The sequence below is a fragment of the Lysinibacillus sp. NPDC096418 genome (assembly GCF_044762775.1).
Lineage (GTDB): Bacteria > Bacillota > Bacilli > Bacillales_A > Planococcaceae > Lysinibacillus.
This window is the reverse complement of sequence record NZ_JBIWEY010000030.1, coordinates 41,051-57,285: the sequence shown is the minus strand read 5'-3', so window position 1 is coordinate 57,285 and position 16,235 is coordinate 41,051. Positions and strand designations below refer to the sequence as shown.

The following is a 16,235-nucleotide window of genomic DNA, read 5'->3' as shown; positions in this document are numbered from 1 at the left end:
CTAGTCCGTCCTTTAATCTTGAAAGTCTAGTATATAAAAAATACCGGCAGTTAGCACACTCTTTTTCAAGTGTCCTAACTACAGGTACCATATTACAGATTAACATTTTTTATTTTATATCGGAAATCATTTTGGAAACAACAAAAAGCCCAGGCTCAAAATTAATTGAGTGCCTGGGTTTCTCTGAGTTATTTACTGAGTTTCATTTTTTTAATTTGATAAGTGACTCCTGTAATAAGATTAATTATAAAAAGTAAATTTAAAGGATTAAAAATAATCGATTTTAAATCCGCTTCTAATGCAATTTGTAAAAATATAAACAAGATCCATATTACAAGATAGCTCAATATCATTGGGCCAGAAAACCATTCATTCAAAAATCATCACCTCATTAATCAGTGGCAAAATGTAGCATATCCAGTCATACCGCCACCTATAGCACCAACTATAGCTCCTCCAACTTGTTTTTATAATTTATTTTCAGGCATGATATCGTCCTCCACAATTCATAATGATGTACTCATTAGCTTTTATAGTCTGTTTAGCTTTCGACTGCACAATAAAAGACGATAGTTCAATATGAACCACCGTCCTATATAGATCCAGTACACTATGTACCTATTATAACAAAAAGCCGAATGATATCTCGGCTTTTTAATTCTTGTATTTTCTTTTATCAGTAATCAAAAGTAAAACATAGATTGTAAATGCAATACCTATAAGTATTATCATTACTATCGTTATTGGATCACTCAATGGTTTGATACTAATTTTTAGTTCATCTGAGCTATAAAAAGTGGCTAATAGAGTCGCGATTGCAGACAAAAGAGATATAGCGAATGTGAATTGTTTCCGATTTTTATCGTCTTTTTTATCCTCCTCTTTTCTTTTACTTGTAAACGCATCAAAGTCAGTGACCTTTTCAACAGATTCATTTTTTAAATCTAACTTATATTCTTCGATAATATTACAGTACTCTAATTTATTTGTACCATTTAAGAATTGAGAATCTAAAATTTCCTTCGTTAAAAAATCTAAAATTTCAACTACACTCTTAGTATCTTTAGCTAAAACATTGTATTTTTCACATGTAGCTATATAATACGAAAACAACACCGCTTTTTCGGGCAATTTTTTTTCTACTATAAACTCTTGTAGCATAACTACAATATCATCAGTTACTTGATTTATATTTTTTCTATATTCTTTATTGTCTTTGAATTTGCTAAACCAATTGGTTGCTATGTATACTATCACACCGGTTACAATACTTATTACCCAAGCATTGTTTATTATATTAGTTAGCCCATCTACCATTTAAAAACTCCTACCTTTCAGGTTAATCATAACCAAATTAGAATAATTTGTCATTATGAATAGAGACTACCAATTCAGTAGTCTAAAATGTTTGTTTTGAAATACATGCACAACCACCCCTCAAGGCATAATAAAAAGCCGCAACTCGTTAGATGCGACTTAATACATTGGATTAATCAGATGTTATAACATTTTGTTCTACCACTACCTTATAAACATCTTTAGTACTAATTAAAATCGTTTTATAATTTTGTGTTTCAGTAAATGAATACCAAGGCTTCTCATTGAAGCCATTAGAAATTTCTTCTGTAAATGTTTCTTGTCCAACATTATTCTTGATTTTATATTCTTCTTCACGACTTTCGTCAAAGTAAAACTTTACTGTATATTCATACTCCATTATCCTGCACCTCCCATCTATCTATATCATTGGACAAATGGGATTGATGTAATCAATAGAAATATAAAGCATAATAAAAAGCCACACCCGATTGTTGATTGGATGTGACTTGATGTCTATATTTTATTCAGGTGTTGATGTCTCAACAGTTTCATCGTTATTACAAATCAGAAGCTTAGCTTTAAAATCTATACTTGTTGAAAGTTTCTGCAACATACTTAATTCATTAGCCAACTTTTCTATTTCAACCAATCCTTCACTTTGCAATTTAGTAATGACCAACTCAAGTTGTTTTAACGACTGTTGAATTAATTCTATATTCTCCCTATATTTCACTAAAATATTTTCAGTATCCAATATCTCACCCTGATTGTTTGTGTTTTTAATCATTTGATCGACTCTTCCTTTCTCTCTATAAAGTCATCATTACGGTGTGGTCTTTGACACAAGAGATATTAATAAAACCCTAGGATATGACACGAAACCATCTCATAAATAGGATATAATTAGCACTATTATAAAGTTGTTTAACTTATTTAACAATTTTATTTTTATATAGTTAAATGCATAATAAAAAGCCACACCTGGTTAGATGTGACTTGAAAACATACATATTATTTTTGGTTCTTATCAACCTGATTGGTTCTTTTTTCTTCGCTACCTCTTATTAAACTCTTCAACTTACTCAATTCTTCAGATGACATCTTCATCTCACTAGCTTCTTTTCTGAGTTCATAATTATTCATTTCATTTTTACTTTTCACATGTTCACCCCCATCCACCTACAATTATAAATGGAATGGAAGTTGATAACAGTGATATAATTTTGATGTGAAAAAGAGACTACCCATTCAGTAGTCTCTTCCAGTGTTGACGTCCGCAAACGTCTATTAAATTGTTTTACCTGTTTAATTAACAGGGCTTTAAATGTCGATTGGAAGACTATCGGTGCAAAGTAGATCCACTTACTTTACATATACACTATATAATATTTAAAAATCGTGAAAAAGGGCACGTTTACGACATTTAAAGCTGAATACGCAATCCGTCAATGCCGAAAATCAGTACCGACAAGGCATATACCGCTTCTTTTAGATCTCTCCGGACCGTTCGTTCGTTGACATTATGCAGTTCCGCTATGTCAGCATATGTCTTTTTATCATCATCAATATAAAAGCTCATCAACGTATCATATTTACGAATCGATTCCTTCCCTTGTCTCTCACAATCTTTTTTATAAAATTCTAGCATATTATCAATAAAGCGCATCATATTTATCGTCCTTACACTGCTACGGGTAAGAGATTCAACAGATAGATATTCCCCACTAACTTCAATGAACGGATCTTCTTCAATTACCTCAACTTTATTTGTTTCTTTCAATTCTTCGCACCGAGCTTTAAAGTTTTGATAATTTCTAAGGAGCAGTCTTGTATTGAATATCCTTCTATCTGTTTTTTTATTATTTTCTTCTTGCATCAATTGATTAAATTTTGTAATTGCTACATCAGCAATTTGTTTTATCTCTAATCTTTCCATTTGTGCACCTCATCCCGAAATATTCATGATGTGTATTATCCCCATATTGTTCAACTGATAAATTCCGAATCTAAAAACCCTACTATTCCAACACCGTAAATTTTCACAGAATACAGCTCTTTCGAAATTCTGTGGTCAAATCCATAATATTCGATAATTAGAGCAGAATCAGAAATTAAGTAATCTTGTAATTGACCACAAATCACTTCATGAAGCAATTTGATATTTTCAACTTCAACCTCAGTCTTCATGGATTCCTCTAATGAACCTCTGTGAAATCTGAATTTAGGTATAATAATCCCTCCTACTTTCTTTCCTCATATTGTTCAGTATCAAGTCTATCTCCCCGTATTACTTCAAAATTCCATTTTCATAGCATCATTTCATCTTAGGTATTCAAACAGTTTCTATTTTTCCCAAAAAACATATATTAATTTCTGTTTAATAGACAGATTACCAATCACCTTCCAATTTCAAATCATAAATTATTAGTGTAAGACTAGATTTTGATATGTCTTTAGATAATTTAATAGAAACGCCTATGGTTCATTGGGGTCAACAAAATATTTAAAAAAGGAGGTGACAAACAATAATGAATCAAAAGAATTCAAAAAAATTTGTTAATAACGATTGTTGTGAAAATAACAGAATTTATTGGCCCCCTTTAAAAGCTATTGATATATCTGCTATTCCCCCTCCCCCAGTCATTGTCCCTGGTGGAACTATTATTCCAACGATAAATAGATATTTCTATATGGTTACAGAAGATATTGATCTAACAAACGGAGCAACCCTTCCAGCTAATCTATTTACAGATGATAATGGCGATCCAGTAACAGAATTCAAACTTTTTAATCCCAACGGATATGTCAATCTTTACATCAATGCTGTGATGCAAGAGGGTGGTGCTTATGAAGTAACCCCAGATTCATTAACTCTTAAGCCATTTAATGCAACTATTTTTGCTGGAACTCCAATAATTATAGAAACATTGGGATTCCAACAAATGTGATATAAAAATCTTCTAAATAATACTTTTTCTCCTTGAAAGGAGGTGAAAAAAATGGCTCTTTCAATTATTAATATTCATGTAAATGTTACGGGTACTTCGACTAGATTCTTTAATGTATTAGCAGCAAATTTAACGGTCGCTGATGGTACAACTATTCCTGCAACTGCCTTTCTATGATGATAGTGGGACTGCCGCGACTGCTTTTCCAATAGTAGTAAACGGCTACTATAATTTCTATATCAACGGTGTATTGCAAGAAGGTGATTCGTATACAATTTCTGCAACAGAGTTAACTTTTAACGGTGTTACTGGCACAATCACAGCAGGAACTCCACTAGTAGTAGAAGCTGTAGAGTTAGTTACACAAACTTAATGATTAGTTTTTAATTAATCACCTTTAGCCTTTCTTTTTCTATTTGGTGCTTAGGGTCACCCTTATCCCAAGTGACCCTTTTTTTGGATAGTTGCTTTTGCATCTCTCCAAACTGTTATCGCACGTTCGGGATAGCATCCTTAACATCTCCCCAAGATGTTTTTACACAAGGCTATCCCACTTCTGCGAATTTTTCATCAAACCTACTAAATCCTAGATTATTATGCTATACATCCCCTCATATGTTCCGATATGTTCAGCCTCATGAAATGTATTAGAATCTAAACATAGGCGATCTGCATATATCTCTCCGTCACCATCTACCCAAGGCTTAGAATATACATCACGGCTACTTTTACCCATGTACATCGTTTGAAGTGTTGCTGTTTCAGGATGTTCCAATGTTCACCATTCGACTGCATTTTCCCATACCAATTTTTCACCTACCACAACTGCACCTTTGAACCTTAACCGTACAGATAATTCCTCACACGATTCCTTATCGCAATACAAGATTTCTTCTTTACTGTGATGAATAGTATCGGAAGCATCACAAATGTAAACGTATAATAAATCCATCAATATTCCCCTTCCTTGCTGCTCAAAATGGTTTTGACACATTCTTTCCTCGTTCTTTGAATGCTTTTATCAAAGTCGCAACGCTGCACGATTTTAGCTAAGAATTTTTTAGCTATTTCTAGATAGATACTAACCGTTCCTTCCTTTGTAGCTGTCATCATCATGATTGGTAGTGTAATCGGTATTTGTTGTACTTTTGTACCTGAAGTAACTTCTGAAATGTTAAGTACATTACTTCCAGCAATAGCACAGAATCGATGTTTACCAACTTTAATTTCATGACCAACTGCTGGTATTAATTCATCATATGCTAAATAAAATCGCTATGTTTGTTCGTTTACTGTAATTTTCATCCCATCGCCTTCCTGCACATTTTCTTTCGAATAATACTCATATTGTGCAGTTAAAATATGCGTTTTACTGTTGCTACTTCTGCTACTTGTAAAGTCGTATTGTTTTCCATTTCCTCAATTTCTTGCAAAATGTATTCCCATTCAATTTCAAAAGGAACATGTGAATCAATAAATTCAACCACTTTATCCGCACCTTCGATATTAGCTTTTCTTTCGTTTACCGATACTTTAAATTCCTTCATTGTTATCTCCCTTTCTTACTACACAATATGTTTCGAATAATTATCAAATTGTTCAGTAGCTCTACCAATATCGTTTAAAGATTTCTGCTTTGGAAATGGCATTAATTTCTGCCAAGCTGTGAACATAGTAAGTGTAATTTTCATGTTTACTAATTCCGATGTAGTGTTCGAAGTATTCATGAAGATCTTTAAATTCAATTTGCGGTAAAACTTCGTGTTCTTCTAATCCGTGGTATTCTTTATCATGTAAGAAATGACTATAATTCGTGAATCCAATCATACGTTGACCTTTGATGATAAACTCATACTTTTTCCCAGTATGATTACACCCTGCGTTTCTCCACCAACCGTATTCCTGTTTCCAATCATCATCTTCAATTAAACCGAATTTTTGTTTCTTCCATTTCCCAAGCTTGCAACGCTACTCCTAGCCAATCCATTTCTGTCTCATGAACTTTAGTAGCACTAATTTTAAATTCTGTAAAAACTAAATCTAAATTCTCTCCAATGATTTATTTTTTCATTTTAATTTCCTCACCTTCGATTTTTTCACTGAACAATTTTTATCAGACACGAATCCTCAAAGTGTTCAGCAATGATGCTGATTTTTTCTTAATCTTTTTTTTAATAATGAATTAAATTTCTTTTTCTCCCCATACTATCCTTGCTTGAAAATGGCGAAATATAATTGAAAAGGAAGTGCAAGTATGGGTATGTTTAGCGGTAACTCTAAAGACGAACCATTACATTATGGTGAGGTGTTCAGTATCTGGACAAACCTTGCTGCAAACTATGGCATGATTGCTGGATATCAAACATTTTATAATCATGCTGGTGATAAAGACTTAAAAAAAATCATAGAAGATTTTATTCAATGCGCTAAAGAAGAAGCAAAGCAGTTAGAAGAGATTCTAAAAACTAACGGCATTGCATTACCTCCCGCGCCACCTGAACGTCCAGATGCAAGACCAGAAGATATCCCTCCTGGTGCTAAATTTAATGATCCTGAAATCAGTGCCGCATTATCATTAGATGCTGCTGCTGGTTTAGTTGCATGTAGTCAAGCAATGGGTATGTCTATTAGAGAAGACATCGGCTTAATGTATGGTCAATTCCATACAGCTAAAGCACAGCTTGGCGCCAAACTATTACGCCTTAATAAAAATAAAGGTTGGCTTGTACCTCCACCATTACATGTAGATCATCCAGAAAAATAATAATTATTAATTAAGCCTGATTAAACCGACAAATTAGTTCCCCAGTATAAAGCTGGGGATTTTTCAATTTGACTGAGTATCTTGGAAATATCTTTACTGCACATTTTTTATCTAACGTACATTAATGAAATCTTAAAATGGACTAGTAACCATTTTCTTTTTTGTAAAACTAAATCATTACTTAATAGACAAATTACCAATCGAATTTCTTTTTCTATTCATATATTAATAAAGTAAGGTAAACGTTATCTTACTAAAATGGAAAAGGAGGTATTCATCATGGGCAATACTATAAATAATAGACCTAATTCTGGTTGCTGTGATAAACATGGAAAACAATCAAGCAATCGCTGTAAAGGTTGTGTTTGTAATCAATTAAGACGCTTGCAAACTCAAACTGAAGTTGATCTCTTCTTATTTGGAGGTCAGGTTATAGAAGATGTTGTTTTTATTACCTTTGACCCAAAAGATTGTTGTGCATTCTTTAATGATCCAACGACAGAACCTGGTTCAACAATTATCGTTGACTGTCAGGATATTCAAGCTATTCGAATAGAAGCAGACTAATACAAAATCAGCTATCACATTTGGATTCACTTCTAATTTTCGTTTTACAACTACACATATTGATAAATAATGTGCAGTAATAAAGGGGTCTCTTCTTTATAAGTGAAGGGCCCCTAAAAAAATAGTTTAAATACCCATTTCGTGTTAACCTTAAAGTGTAATTTCATTTACATAAATTAGGTGTAGGAAATATCTGGTAATTCACATTTCTATACGCAACTGTTCCAAAATTTCTTCAACACTCACCCAATCGCTGCATTGTTCGATATATGCTTTTACCTTATCTCTGGTAAGAGAATAAGCTGTCACGGTTTCTTCAATCAACCCTCCGGCTAGATAAAGCATGTCCTAATAAATATCTTTAGTTTTTCTCCATAACAGCTATACGCTACCGTATCTTTCTGCTCAATATAAACCATACTATTGTATATTATTAAAAAAGGGTGAAAACATGGAATATAAAATATTCGTATTCGTTATAGTGTTTATTTTCCTGATAGTTAGTCTTGCATTGGCCTTTTCGATGTCGCCTACGAAAGATATTAACACCGTTATCAATAAAACGAATAAACCAGTCATACTAATCACTGTTGACTCACTTATGAGTCAATCCATTCAAAAAGTCATTCAAGAAGGAAAAGCCCCTGCTTTTTCATTTTTAATAAAAAACGGACAATTCTACCCTGAAGTAATTAGCTCTTATCCTACAATGTCTGTTACGATTGACAGCACTTTGTTAACTGGTGCTTATGCTGATCAACATAAGATTCCAGGCCTTATATGGTTTAAGAAAGATGAAAATCGCATTATTAGCTATGGAAGCGGCATAAGCGAAATATGGAGCCTTGGAGTAAAAAATGTTGTTCTAGATGGTATTGTTAATCTAAACAAAGAGCATTTGAGCAAAAATGTTCAGACCATTCATGAAGAACTCTCAAAGAATGACATTCAATCTGCCTCTATCAATGGACTTTTATATCGTGGTAGTTTCCACCAACGGTTAAATGTACCAAAACTTATTTCAGCAATGGGACTTCTACCAAATAAAATAGATATCAACGGACCTTCATTAATTTCATTGGGGACATTATCTCAATATAATCCCACAAATAATCGTCACAAGTTTGTTTGGGAAAAACTAGGTGTTAATAATCAATTTACTGTTAACGAGGTAAAATTTTTAATTGAGCAAAATAAACTACCCGCATTTACGCTCGCCTATCTACCAGATGCAGACAGTCATCTACACAAAAATGGGCCAGAGGATATAGAGCCAATTGAAAAAGCAGATCAATATCTTCAAGAGCTACTAAATTCTTATTCAACATGGGAGGAAGCTATTGAAAAGGCAATTTGGATTGTACATGGAGATAGTGCCCAATCTAAGATTATTAATGATCAGAACATTTCACTAATCGATTTAAATGATTTGTTGAAAGAGTTTACTTTTTGGAAACGTAACAAGAGTGGCGAAATTGCAATCGCGATTAACGAGAGAATGGCGTACATTAACGTAATTAAAGAAAACATAGAGATTTCAAAAATAATAGAAACAATAAAAAAAGATAAGCGAATTGGTATTATTGCATGGAAAGAGGGAAGAACAAACCATGTTATTTCTCCACAATCCAATAATAGGTTTAGCTTTTCACCAATTGGTTCATATAAGGATCTGTATAACCAATCATGGAAGTTAGAAGGTGATCATTCAATATTAAATTTAAAGGTCGATAATCAAGGACTTATTGAATATGAGGATTATCCAGATGCTCTAGCAAGGCTTAATGGTGCCCTGCATTCACATGAAGGTCAATTTATTATTGTAGATGCAAAGCCTCAATTTGAATTCATTGAAGAACATAGTCATAACCATGCTGGTGGAGGAGCACATGGTTCTTTACACAAAATCGATTCCCTTGTTCCTCTCATTATTGCTGGTACTCATGAAAAACCCGAATACAATAGACTCGTGGACATTAAGAAATGGATTATTAAATTAACAAAGTAACTCCCTTACCTAAAACCATTATAGGCGTTTTTGTTTTTCCTAATAGGTATATCAGGATACAATACGTCTTTTGGAACTAAAAATTCATATTGTTCAGAAACACATACTGTATCTTTATTAATGTATAAATTCCCTTTAAAATCTACGTTCTAAGAACGCTTTAGATAACTTTAGAGACTGTGGTGTTGGCGATCACCACCGTTTTTTATTCAATTTATAAATGTCAAACGCCTAAAATTCACTTGTTTATGAAGCGTATTGTAGTAATGTCATAAGTAAATAACAACTTAACAACTTTTTTAGTTTTCAAATCACTACATTTGGTCACTTCCAGTTTAGGAAATGGCCCTTTTTATTTTGGTGTAATGTTATTAATTCAAATTACATATCTTACTTCGAGATAGCAATCTCTTGCATTACCCCAAACTGTTATCGCACACGTTATCCATCAAACTCCTCAACTTGCTCCCAATGGAGAAGTTAGAAATCGCTTTTTAGAAATACGAGCCTTTGGGAGGTTAAATTTTGAGTAAAAGTAAAGACAGGCTTAATATTAATGATCTTTTATCGAGTGGCGAAAATGATGCTGCTAAGCTTGCTGTAATTGCTGGACTAATAACTACATTAGGTGACGGCCTAGCTACTGTTGCAGCAATGATGGCATTAGAGGAAACACAACAATCAAATACTAGCAATGGTAGCAAATCGAACAAAATAGCTGAATTAGAAAAACAAGTTCAATATTTATCAAAGGAACTAAATAAACTTAAATATTCAACAAAATAATCCTCTTTCATTTCTGCACAATATTTATCGATTACTTTAAACTTAACTTCCACAAATACAAACGCTATGTTTTTTAGTATAAATAAACAAACTGTGTACAAAATAAATATTGCCACTTGTTATTCTTCATTATTTTGAAGCTGCAGCTGCTTCTCTCGCTGTGGCTTTTTATTTTGCTCAAAATCTGACTTTTACTTCTTCATCTAGGAATTTATTTTTTCCATAATGGCCCATACTTTATTGCATGTAGTATCATATCTATTTCGATTAAGCGTTTTTGACTGTTCATTTCTCGTGCCACGCTTTACCAAATTAAATCCTCTTGCTTCAAGGTCAGCAATAGCGACATCTAACTCTGTATCATTTTTCCGCTGTATTGGTGGTAATCTAAATACGCCATTATGTGCTGATAAACGATTGAACATTTAATCCATCCCCTTTAAAAATATTCACCTTATCGTGAGGACTTTGGCCATATTTTATCCTGCGAAAATCTAGGGATTTTTGGTTATTAAAAGTAGTTTGTTGATACTGCAATTTACGGATAATAAACCCCCTACTGAACAGACTAATTTAAGGAGGTGAAACACATGTCAAATAAAAACAAGAACCAAACGATTGACCAAATTAGACAAAATATCCAGCAAGCAGAAGCTAACAAAAATCAAGCTTCTGGTCGTTTTGGAACTATGAACTCAATGAACAACGTAGAATTCGGGACTGAGACTGATGTTAACCAAGTTAGACAACAAATCCAACAAGCGGAAGCTAACAAAATGCAAGCTTCTGGACCTAACACAAATAGTTTCGGAAACAATTCAAATTAATTTGATATTCCAAACCGGCAGATTTTTCTTGCCGGTTTTTGCTTTCATCTCCTGAACAATACTTCATTTTGTGCAGTAACTAAACTACACAAACCTTATTTTGGTATATAGGGTCACAATTATCCCAGTGACCCTTTTAATTATTTCTTTCCCTCATATTGTTCAGTATCTAAAAATGAAACTTTTTAAATTTCGAATATATACAATGATTTTTATTGAAAATAAAGGATTCTTTCTCTTTAGAAAAACCGATTTTCTCAGCCACACGAATAGAAGGCTTATTAAATGGGGTCAATAATACTTATCAACCTATTTCGATTTAATTGAACAAATCCATTTTCCATACAACCTTTAGCGGCTTCAGTTGCGAACCTCTTAGACCAATATTTTTTATTAATATGGTAGCCAATTTCAACTTCAGTTTTACCATCCACTATTTGTTTGACAAGACCACAATCTCCAATTAATTCATGTGTTTCCTTCAAACATACTGCCCATAATCCATAGCCATCTTCTTCGTATCTTTTTATGTTCTTACCAATCCAATTTTTAGTTTGCTCTAAACTAAAAGATGATGGATAATACTTCATTGTTTCTGCATCTGAGAAAATTGCATGAAGTGAAGTAATATCTTCGTTGTTAAATTGTCTTAAATACAACCTTGCCGTTTCCAATACAATCATTTTGATGTTACTCCATTATTTGAGATCAAAATACTCTAATTTTTTTAAGTTTTCACCTTATTTTTTGTAATTCCGTATTGTAATAGGTTCCTTGAATTCAACGTACTTTGTATTATGATACTATGATTAATGCACAATATGTTTCTAATCCTCAGATTGTTCAGTAAGGTTCTAGTTTTTTATATTATTCTAAAGCTGAAATCCTTCGAATATAAGTTAACTAACAATTATTTTTATGTTAACATAATTGATATACCATTATTTGGAGGGATTGTTTTGACTGACAAACGTAGACGTAGTACATTTATTAGTTCAGTTAGTAGTTTAGGATTATGTTCAGTAGGAGGATATAGAATCTTTACTAACAACTTAGATGATATGTCAATACAAGTAGCATATATATTCTTTATTACTGGATTGATAGGCTTTGTTGGTAGTGTAGTAGAGTTATATAGAAACCCTCGAACTTAGCGTTGCTTTATGGCAAGGCTTTTCTTATTGCTACTGAACAATATTTATCTAATGTTTAATGATTTTCATTTTTCAATATGTCCGTTACCTTTACATGTCGGACACCCTTCAACAGGACATTTAATATACCCACCATGTTTAGCATTCCAGTACGGCTCAGTCATCACAATCCCCACTCCAAAGTTGCACGCATTTTATCCTTCAGTTTATGAATAGCGTTTGTATATTTCGAACAAGTGTCGCTGTTTCCTATTTCACTAAGCACTTCAGGCGTGTAAGAAGCATGGATCTGCTCCGTCGACAGTGCTTAAATAAGTGATAGCATACCAACCACTGTGATTCCCCAGAAAAATTGACTGTCAACAAATTCAATGATTACAGGAACATCACGGGAAATAGCATGGACTTAGCACTAGTTGCAAATGTAATATCGAGCAACTTGTTTCGTCCGATTTTATTAGAACTCTCTCCCAATAATGGACAGCTAAAAATAGACATCAGTCCTCCAATCGCCATAATTTGTCCAGCCGCAAATCGATCAATCTTAGATTCTAATATTCCCCTACTCAACACACCTGGGTTTTATAAATTTTGAGAATCCCTCCTCGATTTTTCTCTATGGAAAGATTTATTGTGTTTAGGTTGGATAATAGTTTATAGAAACCATTTCTCCTTCAATTTCGTCATAAAATCTATGAACTCTATAGAAAATACCAATGATTTATCTTATCTAGTTGTTTTATAATGATTAGAAGAATGACTTTCGTATTTATCCATGCCTAAAAGAAAGGAGGAAGGTGTTGCAAAGCTTCAACATCGACATACTAAATGAAGGTATTACGCAAATTACTAACAGGTATAATTGTAATAGGATCCATTATTGCTATTGGCTCATTTATGATCATCCAACTATTCAATTACACATTTAATCAAGCAGATAAATCTGATTTGGAATTCAAAGAAGAAGGACCAACTGTCGAAGAATTCATAGGTGAAATTGCAGAAACCGCACGCAAACTTGGCGAAGAAAATGATTTATACGCTTCCGTTATGATTGCACAAGCCATTTTAGAAAGTAAATCTGGTCAAAGCGGCCTGGCTACATCTCCAAACCATAATTTATTTGGTATTAAGGGCAAGTATCAAAACGATTCAGTAGTACTCGAAACTTCTGAAGATGATGGCACTGGTAACTTGTCAACCATTAGAGCTGAATTCCGCAAGTACCCTTCCTATGAAGACTCCTTAAAGGATTATGTAAATTTACTTCGCAACGGTGTCTCTTGGGACAGACAGTATTATACGAACGTTTTCAAAAGCAATACTGCCTCTTATAAAGATGCCACAAACTATTTAACTGGGTCTTACGCTACTGATTCAAACTACCAGGAAAAGCTCAACCAACTAATCGTACAATATGACTTAGTGCAATACGATAAACCGGTACAAACTAAAAAAATAATCCAAGTAGAAGATGGCGACTCCCTTTCGTTAATCGCCGAAGCACATAATGTCAAAGTCACATCCATCAAGCAATGGAATCAACTAAACTCCGAAATACTCGTTGCTGGACAGACATTAAATATTTATCAATGAATAAATAAAGAGATTTGAGCATAAGCGCTCAAATCTCTTTATCTATAAGTAATTCCATCACAACCCCTACAACAGGGCCACTATCATCAATTTTACCTGTTAAGCGGAAGCCGAACGATTCATAGATTTTCATCGCTAGCTTGTTTTCTGGATGCAAGCTTAAATAAATTTTTTTACAATCAAATTTTTGCTGAAAATGCTCGATTAATAACACTAAAAAGCGTTTTGCATAACCTTTTCCTTGGAACTTTTGGTCAATCATAAATCGATCTAACCATGCACTTTCCTCTTTCTCCGAATACCAGCCGTACATTGCATATCCGACAAGTGTTTCTCCGTCATACAATCCGATAGACGTTCCTTTTCCTTCATACAAAGACTCTGCTAAAGAAAATGCATTGCTTTCAATAAATGGTTGTTGGTCTTGTGCTACTTCTAAAGCAGCGACTGCGCGCCAATTTGCTGGCGTTACTTCACTAAAGTGAAGATTCATAGTTCCATCTCGCTCTCTAAATTTTCCAGTATCCTAACCTATTAAAGTTTTATTCAAGTATAGAAATAGAATACTTAAGATTATCTATTTTACAGAGTTTCCAGAATAATTGTCAAATTGTAGATATTGAGATTGAACAGATTATCAAATCATACTTTTCTATCTTTTTTTGAATTATTTGAATATAATCCTAAAGGCGTTATTTTAGTTATCAGAACAGCATTTTTTTGCTTTTAAGTTGATTATTTATTCAAAAATAGTATAAAATTAAACCTACGCAAAAAAGGAGGCAGATATATGGGATGGATTGAAAATATAGTTAATGAAACCAATAATGTTTTATGGACCTATATATTAATCGTACTATTAATTGGTGCTGGATTATATTTCACAATAGGAACTAAATTTGTACAATTTCGATTATTCGGAGAAATGTTCCGATTAATCGTAGAGAAAAAGGACAAAGACGAAGGTGTTTCCGCGTTCCAGGCTTTTACGATTAGTACGGCTTCTCGTGTAGGTACAGGGAATATCACAGGGGTTGCCCTAGCTATCGGAGTCGGTGGACCTGGAGCTGTTTTCTGGATGTGGGTAATTGCTATTATCGGGATGGCAACTGCATTTATTGAAAGTACACTTGCCCAAGTTTACAAAGTACGTGATGGTGATACTTTCCGTGGTGGACCTGCTTATTACATGGAAAAAGCGCTGGGACAACGTAAACTGGCAATTATTTTTAGTATCCTTTTAACATTAAGCTTTGGATTTATCTTTAATGCTGTACAATCCAATACAATTGCTACTTCTGTTGGTGAGGCATTTAATATTCAGCCTTATATCATCGGAATCATATTAGTTTTGCTAACTGCTATGATTATTTTCGGTGGCGTACATAGAATCGTGAAAGTTACTCAAGTACTTGTACCAGTGATGGCCATTTTCTATTTACTCATCGCACTTTACGTAGTGGCAACTAATATATCAGAAATACCTGGCGTCTTCAGCCTGATTTTATCTGAAGCATTTGGATTAAGAGAAGCTGCTGGAGGAGCTTTAGGTGTAGCGATTATGCAAGGTGTACGCCGCGGCTTATTCTCGAATGAAGCTGGTATGGGTAGTGTACCAAATGCTGCAGCTACTGCAAGTTCTTCACACCCTGCTAAGCAAGGACTCGTTCAGAGTTTAGGCGTATTCTTTGATACGATTATTATTTGTTCTGCTACTGCATTCATTATTATTTTGGCAGGTATTTATAATACAGGAGAAAACGATGGAATCGTCCTAACTCAAAATTCATTTGCTGTACACGTAGGGAGTTGGGCTCCATACTTTATAGCAATTGCCATTGTATTCTTTGCGTTTAGCTCGATTGTAGGTAATTACTATTACGGGGAAACGAATATTGAATTTATGAACGCACATAAAGGATGGCTAACTGGTTACCGTATTCTAGTTCTTGGCATGGTGATGTTCGGTTCTATTGCGCAAGTATCACTTGTTTGGAACTTAGCCGATCTATTTATGGGTCTGATGGCCATGTTAAACATTTTCGTCATACTATTACTAGGTCGAATAGCTTTCCGTGTGTTAGACGACTTTACGAAACAACGTAAACAAGGTAAAAATCCAGTGTTTTATGCTAAATCTGTTCCAGGTTTAAAGAACACAGAATGCTGGGAAGAAGACGACCAATAAAGATTGAAGACGTGTAGCATTTGCCTGCACGTCTTTTGTATTAGATATTTTCTCAAAGATTATTGCTGTCTTTGTGC

The 16,235-nt window shown here is 33.7% G+C and carries 25 protein-coding genes and 1 pseudogene; 10 read left to right on the top strand and 16 right to left on the bottom strand.

Features of this window, described 5'->3' with window-relative positions; translation table 11 throughout:
* Window positions 1-188: 188 nt before the first annotated feature.
* The 7 genes from ACIQZG_RS18720 to ACIQZG_RS18690 all read right to left on the bottom strand — a co-directional run bounded on the left by ACIQZG_RS18720 (window position 189) and on the right by ACIQZG_RS18690 (window position 3,507).
* A complete protein-coding gene (locus ACIQZG_RS18720) occupies window positions 189-377 on the bottom strand; it encodes a hypothetical protein (protein ID WP_402756980.1) in 189 nt (62 codons plus the stop codon).
* A gap of 277 nt (window positions 378-654) precedes the next feature.
* On the bottom strand, window positions 655-1,317 hold the full coding sequence (locus tag ACIQZG_RS18715; RefSeq protein ID WP_402756979.1) for a hypothetical protein: 663 nt from the start codon (window positions 1,315-1,317) through the stop codon (window positions 655-657).
* A gap of 172 nt (window positions 1,318-1,489) precedes the next feature.
* Window positions 1,490-1,717, bottom strand: a complete 228-nt coding sequence (locus ACIQZG_RS18710) for a hypothetical protein (protein ID WP_402756978.1) — start codon at window positions 1,715-1,717, stop codon at window positions 1,490-1,492.
* 123 nt (window positions 1,718-1,840) lie between these two features.
* Window positions 1,841-2,107, bottom strand: a complete 267-nt coding sequence (locus tag ACIQZG_RS18705; protein WP_402756977.1) for a hypothetical protein — start codon at window positions 2,105-2,107, stop codon at window positions 1,841-1,843.
* A gap of 224 nt (window positions 2,108-2,331) precedes the next feature.
* Complete coding sequence (locus ACIQZG_RS18700) at window positions 2,332-2,481, bottom strand: hypothetical protein (protein WP_402756976.1); 150 nt, start codon at window positions 2,479-2,481, stop codon at window positions 2,332-2,334.
* A 262-nt stretch (window positions 2,482-2,743) separates the two neighbouring features.
* Complete coding sequence (locus ACIQZG_RS18695) at window positions 2,744-3,256, bottom strand: hypothetical protein (RefSeq protein ID WP_402756975.1); 513 nt, start codon at window positions 3,254-3,256, stop codon at window positions 2,744-2,746.
* Window positions 3,257-3,306: 50 nt separating this feature from the next.
* The gene (locus ACIQZG_RS18690; protein ID WP_402756974.1) at window positions 3,307-3,507 is read right to left on the bottom strand and encodes a hypothetical protein; all 201 of its coding nucleotides are present in this window, start codon (window positions 3,505-3,507) and stop codon (window positions 3,307-3,309) included.
* A 341-nt stretch (window positions 3,508-3,848) separates the two neighbouring features.
* Between ACIQZG_RS18690 and ACIQZG_RS18685 the strand changes: the two genes are divergently transcribed.
* Genes ACIQZG_RS18685 through ACIQZG_RS18675 form a run of 3 tightly spaced genes read left to right on the top strand, consistent with a single transcriptional unit; the run spans window position 3,849 to window position 4,641 of the window.
* Window positions 3,849-4,268: a DUF4183 domain-containing protein gene (locus ACIQZG_RS18685; protein WP_402756973.1), complete on the top strand. Its 420-nt coding sequence runs from the start codon at window positions 3,849-3,851 to the stop codon at window positions 4,266-4,268.
* 51 nt (window positions 4,269-4,319) lie between these two features.
* A complete protein-coding gene (locus tag ACIQZG_RS18680; protein ID WP_402756972.1) occupies window positions 4,320-4,445 on the top strand; it encodes a hypothetical protein in 126 nt (41 codons plus the stop codon).
* A complete protein-coding gene (locus ACIQZG_RS18675; RefSeq protein ID WP_402756971.1) occupies window positions 4,411-4,641 on the top strand; it encodes a DUF4183 domain-containing protein in 231 nt (76 codons plus the stop codon). Before ACIQZG_RS18680 ends, ACIQZG_RS18675 begins: the two co-directional genes overlap by 35 nt.
* Before the next feature lie 213 nt (window positions 4,642-4,854).
* Here ACIQZG_RS18675 and ACIQZG_RS18670 read toward each other — a convergent pair whose 3' ends face one another.
* The 5 genes from ACIQZG_RS18670 to ACIQZG_RS18650 form a co-directional block, all read right to left on the bottom strand.
* A complete protein-coding gene (locus ACIQZG_RS18670) occupies window positions 4,855-5,043 on the bottom strand; it encodes a hypothetical protein (RefSeq protein WP_402756970.1) in 189 nt (62 codons plus the stop codon).
* Window positions 5,044-5,046: 3 nt separating this feature from the next.
* Window positions 5,047-5,220, bottom strand: coding sequence for a hypothetical protein (locus tag ACIQZG_RS18665; protein ID WP_402756969.1), 174 nt, complete (start codon window positions 5,218-5,220; stop codon window positions 5,047-5,049).
* Window positions 5,220-5,378: a hypothetical protein gene (locus tag ACIQZG_RS18660; protein ID WP_402756968.1), complete on the bottom strand. Its 159-nt coding sequence runs from the start codon at window positions 5,376-5,378 to the stop codon at window positions 5,220-5,222. The genes ACIQZG_RS18665 and ACIQZG_RS18660 overlap by 1 nt, the downstream gene beginning before the upstream one ends.
* Before the next feature lie 245 nt (window positions 5,379-5,623).
* On the bottom strand, window positions 5,624-5,815 hold the full coding sequence (locus tag ACIQZG_RS18655) for a hypothetical protein (protein WP_402756967.1): 192 nt from the start codon (window positions 5,813-5,815) through the stop codon (window positions 5,624-5,626).
* Between the two features lie 61 nt (window positions 5,816-5,876).
* Window positions 5,877-6,095 (bottom strand): hypothetical protein, encoded by a 219-nt coding sequence (locus tag ACIQZG_RS18650; RefSeq protein ID WP_402756966.1) that lies wholly within the window; start codon window positions 6,093-6,095, stop codon window positions 5,877-5,879.
* Between the two features lie 427 nt (window positions 6,096-6,522).
* Here ACIQZG_RS18650 and ACIQZG_RS18645 point away from each other — a divergent pair, with 427 nt between their 5' ends.
* From ACIQZG_RS18645 to ACIQZG_RS18630, 4 genes are all read left to right on the top strand, one after another.
* On the top strand, window positions 6,523-7,032 hold the full coding sequence (locus ACIQZG_RS18645) for a DUF3231 family protein (protein ID WP_402756965.1): 510 nt from the start codon (window positions 6,523-6,525) through the stop codon (window positions 7,030-7,032).
* A 279-nt stretch (window positions 7,033-7,311) separates the two neighbouring features.
* A complete protein-coding gene (locus tag ACIQZG_RS18640; RefSeq protein ID WP_402756964.1) occupies window positions 7,312-7,599 on the top strand; it encodes a hydrolase in 288 nt (95 codons plus the stop codon).
* A 451-nt stretch (window positions 7,600-8,050) separates the two neighbouring features.
* Window positions 8,051-9,607: an alkaline phosphatase family protein gene (locus tag ACIQZG_RS18635; RefSeq protein ID WP_402756963.1), complete on the top strand. Its 1,557-nt coding sequence runs from the start codon at window positions 8,051-8,053 to the stop codon at window positions 9,605-9,607.
* A 525-nt stretch (window positions 9,608-10,132) separates the two neighbouring features.
* Window positions 10,133-10,393: a hypothetical protein gene (locus ACIQZG_RS18630; protein ID WP_402756962.1), complete on the top strand. Its 261-nt coding sequence runs from the start codon at window positions 10,133-10,135 to the stop codon at window positions 10,391-10,393.
* A 203-nt stretch (window positions 10,394-10,596) separates the two neighbouring features.
* Here ACIQZG_RS18630 and ACIQZG_RS18625 read toward each other — a convergent pair whose 3' ends face one another.
* Window positions 10,597-10,818: a hypothetical protein gene (locus tag ACIQZG_RS18625; protein WP_402756961.1), complete on the bottom strand. Its 222-nt coding sequence runs from the start codon at window positions 10,816-10,818 to the stop codon at window positions 10,597-10,599.
* Window positions 10,819-10,983: 165 nt separating this feature from the next.
* On the opposite strand from ACIQZG_RS18625, the gene ACIQZG_RS18620 reads away from it, so the two are divergent.
* Window positions 10,984-11,220 carry a gamma-type small acid-soluble spore protein gene (locus ACIQZG_RS18620; protein WP_402756960.1) on the top strand — a complete coding sequence of 79 codons (237 nt, stop codon included), beginning with the start codon at window positions 10,984-10,986 and terminating at the stop codon, window positions 11,218-11,220.
* Window positions 11,221-11,389: 169 nt separating this feature from the next.
* Here ACIQZG_RS18620 and ACIQZG_RS18615 read toward each other — a convergent pair.
* Both ACIQZG_RS18615 and ACIQZG_RS18610 read right to left on the bottom strand, forming a co-directional pair.
* Window positions 11,390-11,903, bottom strand: a pseudogene (locus tag ACIQZG_RS18615) (GNAT family N-acetyltransferase).
* Between the two features lie 846 nt (window positions 11,904-12,749).
* Window positions 12,750-12,944, bottom strand: a complete 195-nt coding sequence (locus tag ACIQZG_RS18610; protein WP_402756959.1) for a hypothetical protein — start codon at window positions 12,942-12,944, stop codon at window positions 12,750-12,752.
* A 258-nt stretch (window positions 12,945-13,202) separates the two neighbouring features.
* On the opposite strand from ACIQZG_RS18610, the gene ACIQZG_RS18605 reads away from it, so the two are divergent.
* Window positions 13,203-13,970: a glucosaminidase domain-containing protein gene (locus ACIQZG_RS18605; RefSeq protein WP_402756958.1), complete on the top strand. Its 768-nt coding sequence runs from the start codon at window positions 13,203-13,205 to the stop codon at window positions 13,968-13,970.
* Window positions 13,971-13,998: 28 nt separating this feature from the next.
* Here ACIQZG_RS18605 and ACIQZG_RS18600 read toward each other — a convergent pair whose 3' ends face one another.
* Entirely contained in the window at window positions 13,999-14,463 is a 465-nt protein-coding gene (locus ACIQZG_RS18600; protein ID WP_402756957.1) for a GNAT family N-acetyltransferase, read from the bottom strand.
* A 297-nt stretch (window positions 14,464-14,760) separates the two neighbouring features.
* On the opposite strand from ACIQZG_RS18600, the gene ACIQZG_RS18595 reads away from it, so the two are divergent.
* Entirely contained in the window at window positions 14,761-16,158 is a 1,398-nt protein-coding gene (locus tag ACIQZG_RS18595; protein ID WP_402756956.1) for an alanine/glycine:cation symporter family protein, read from the top strand.
* The last annotated feature ends 77 nt before the right edge of the window (window positions 16,159-16,235 follow it).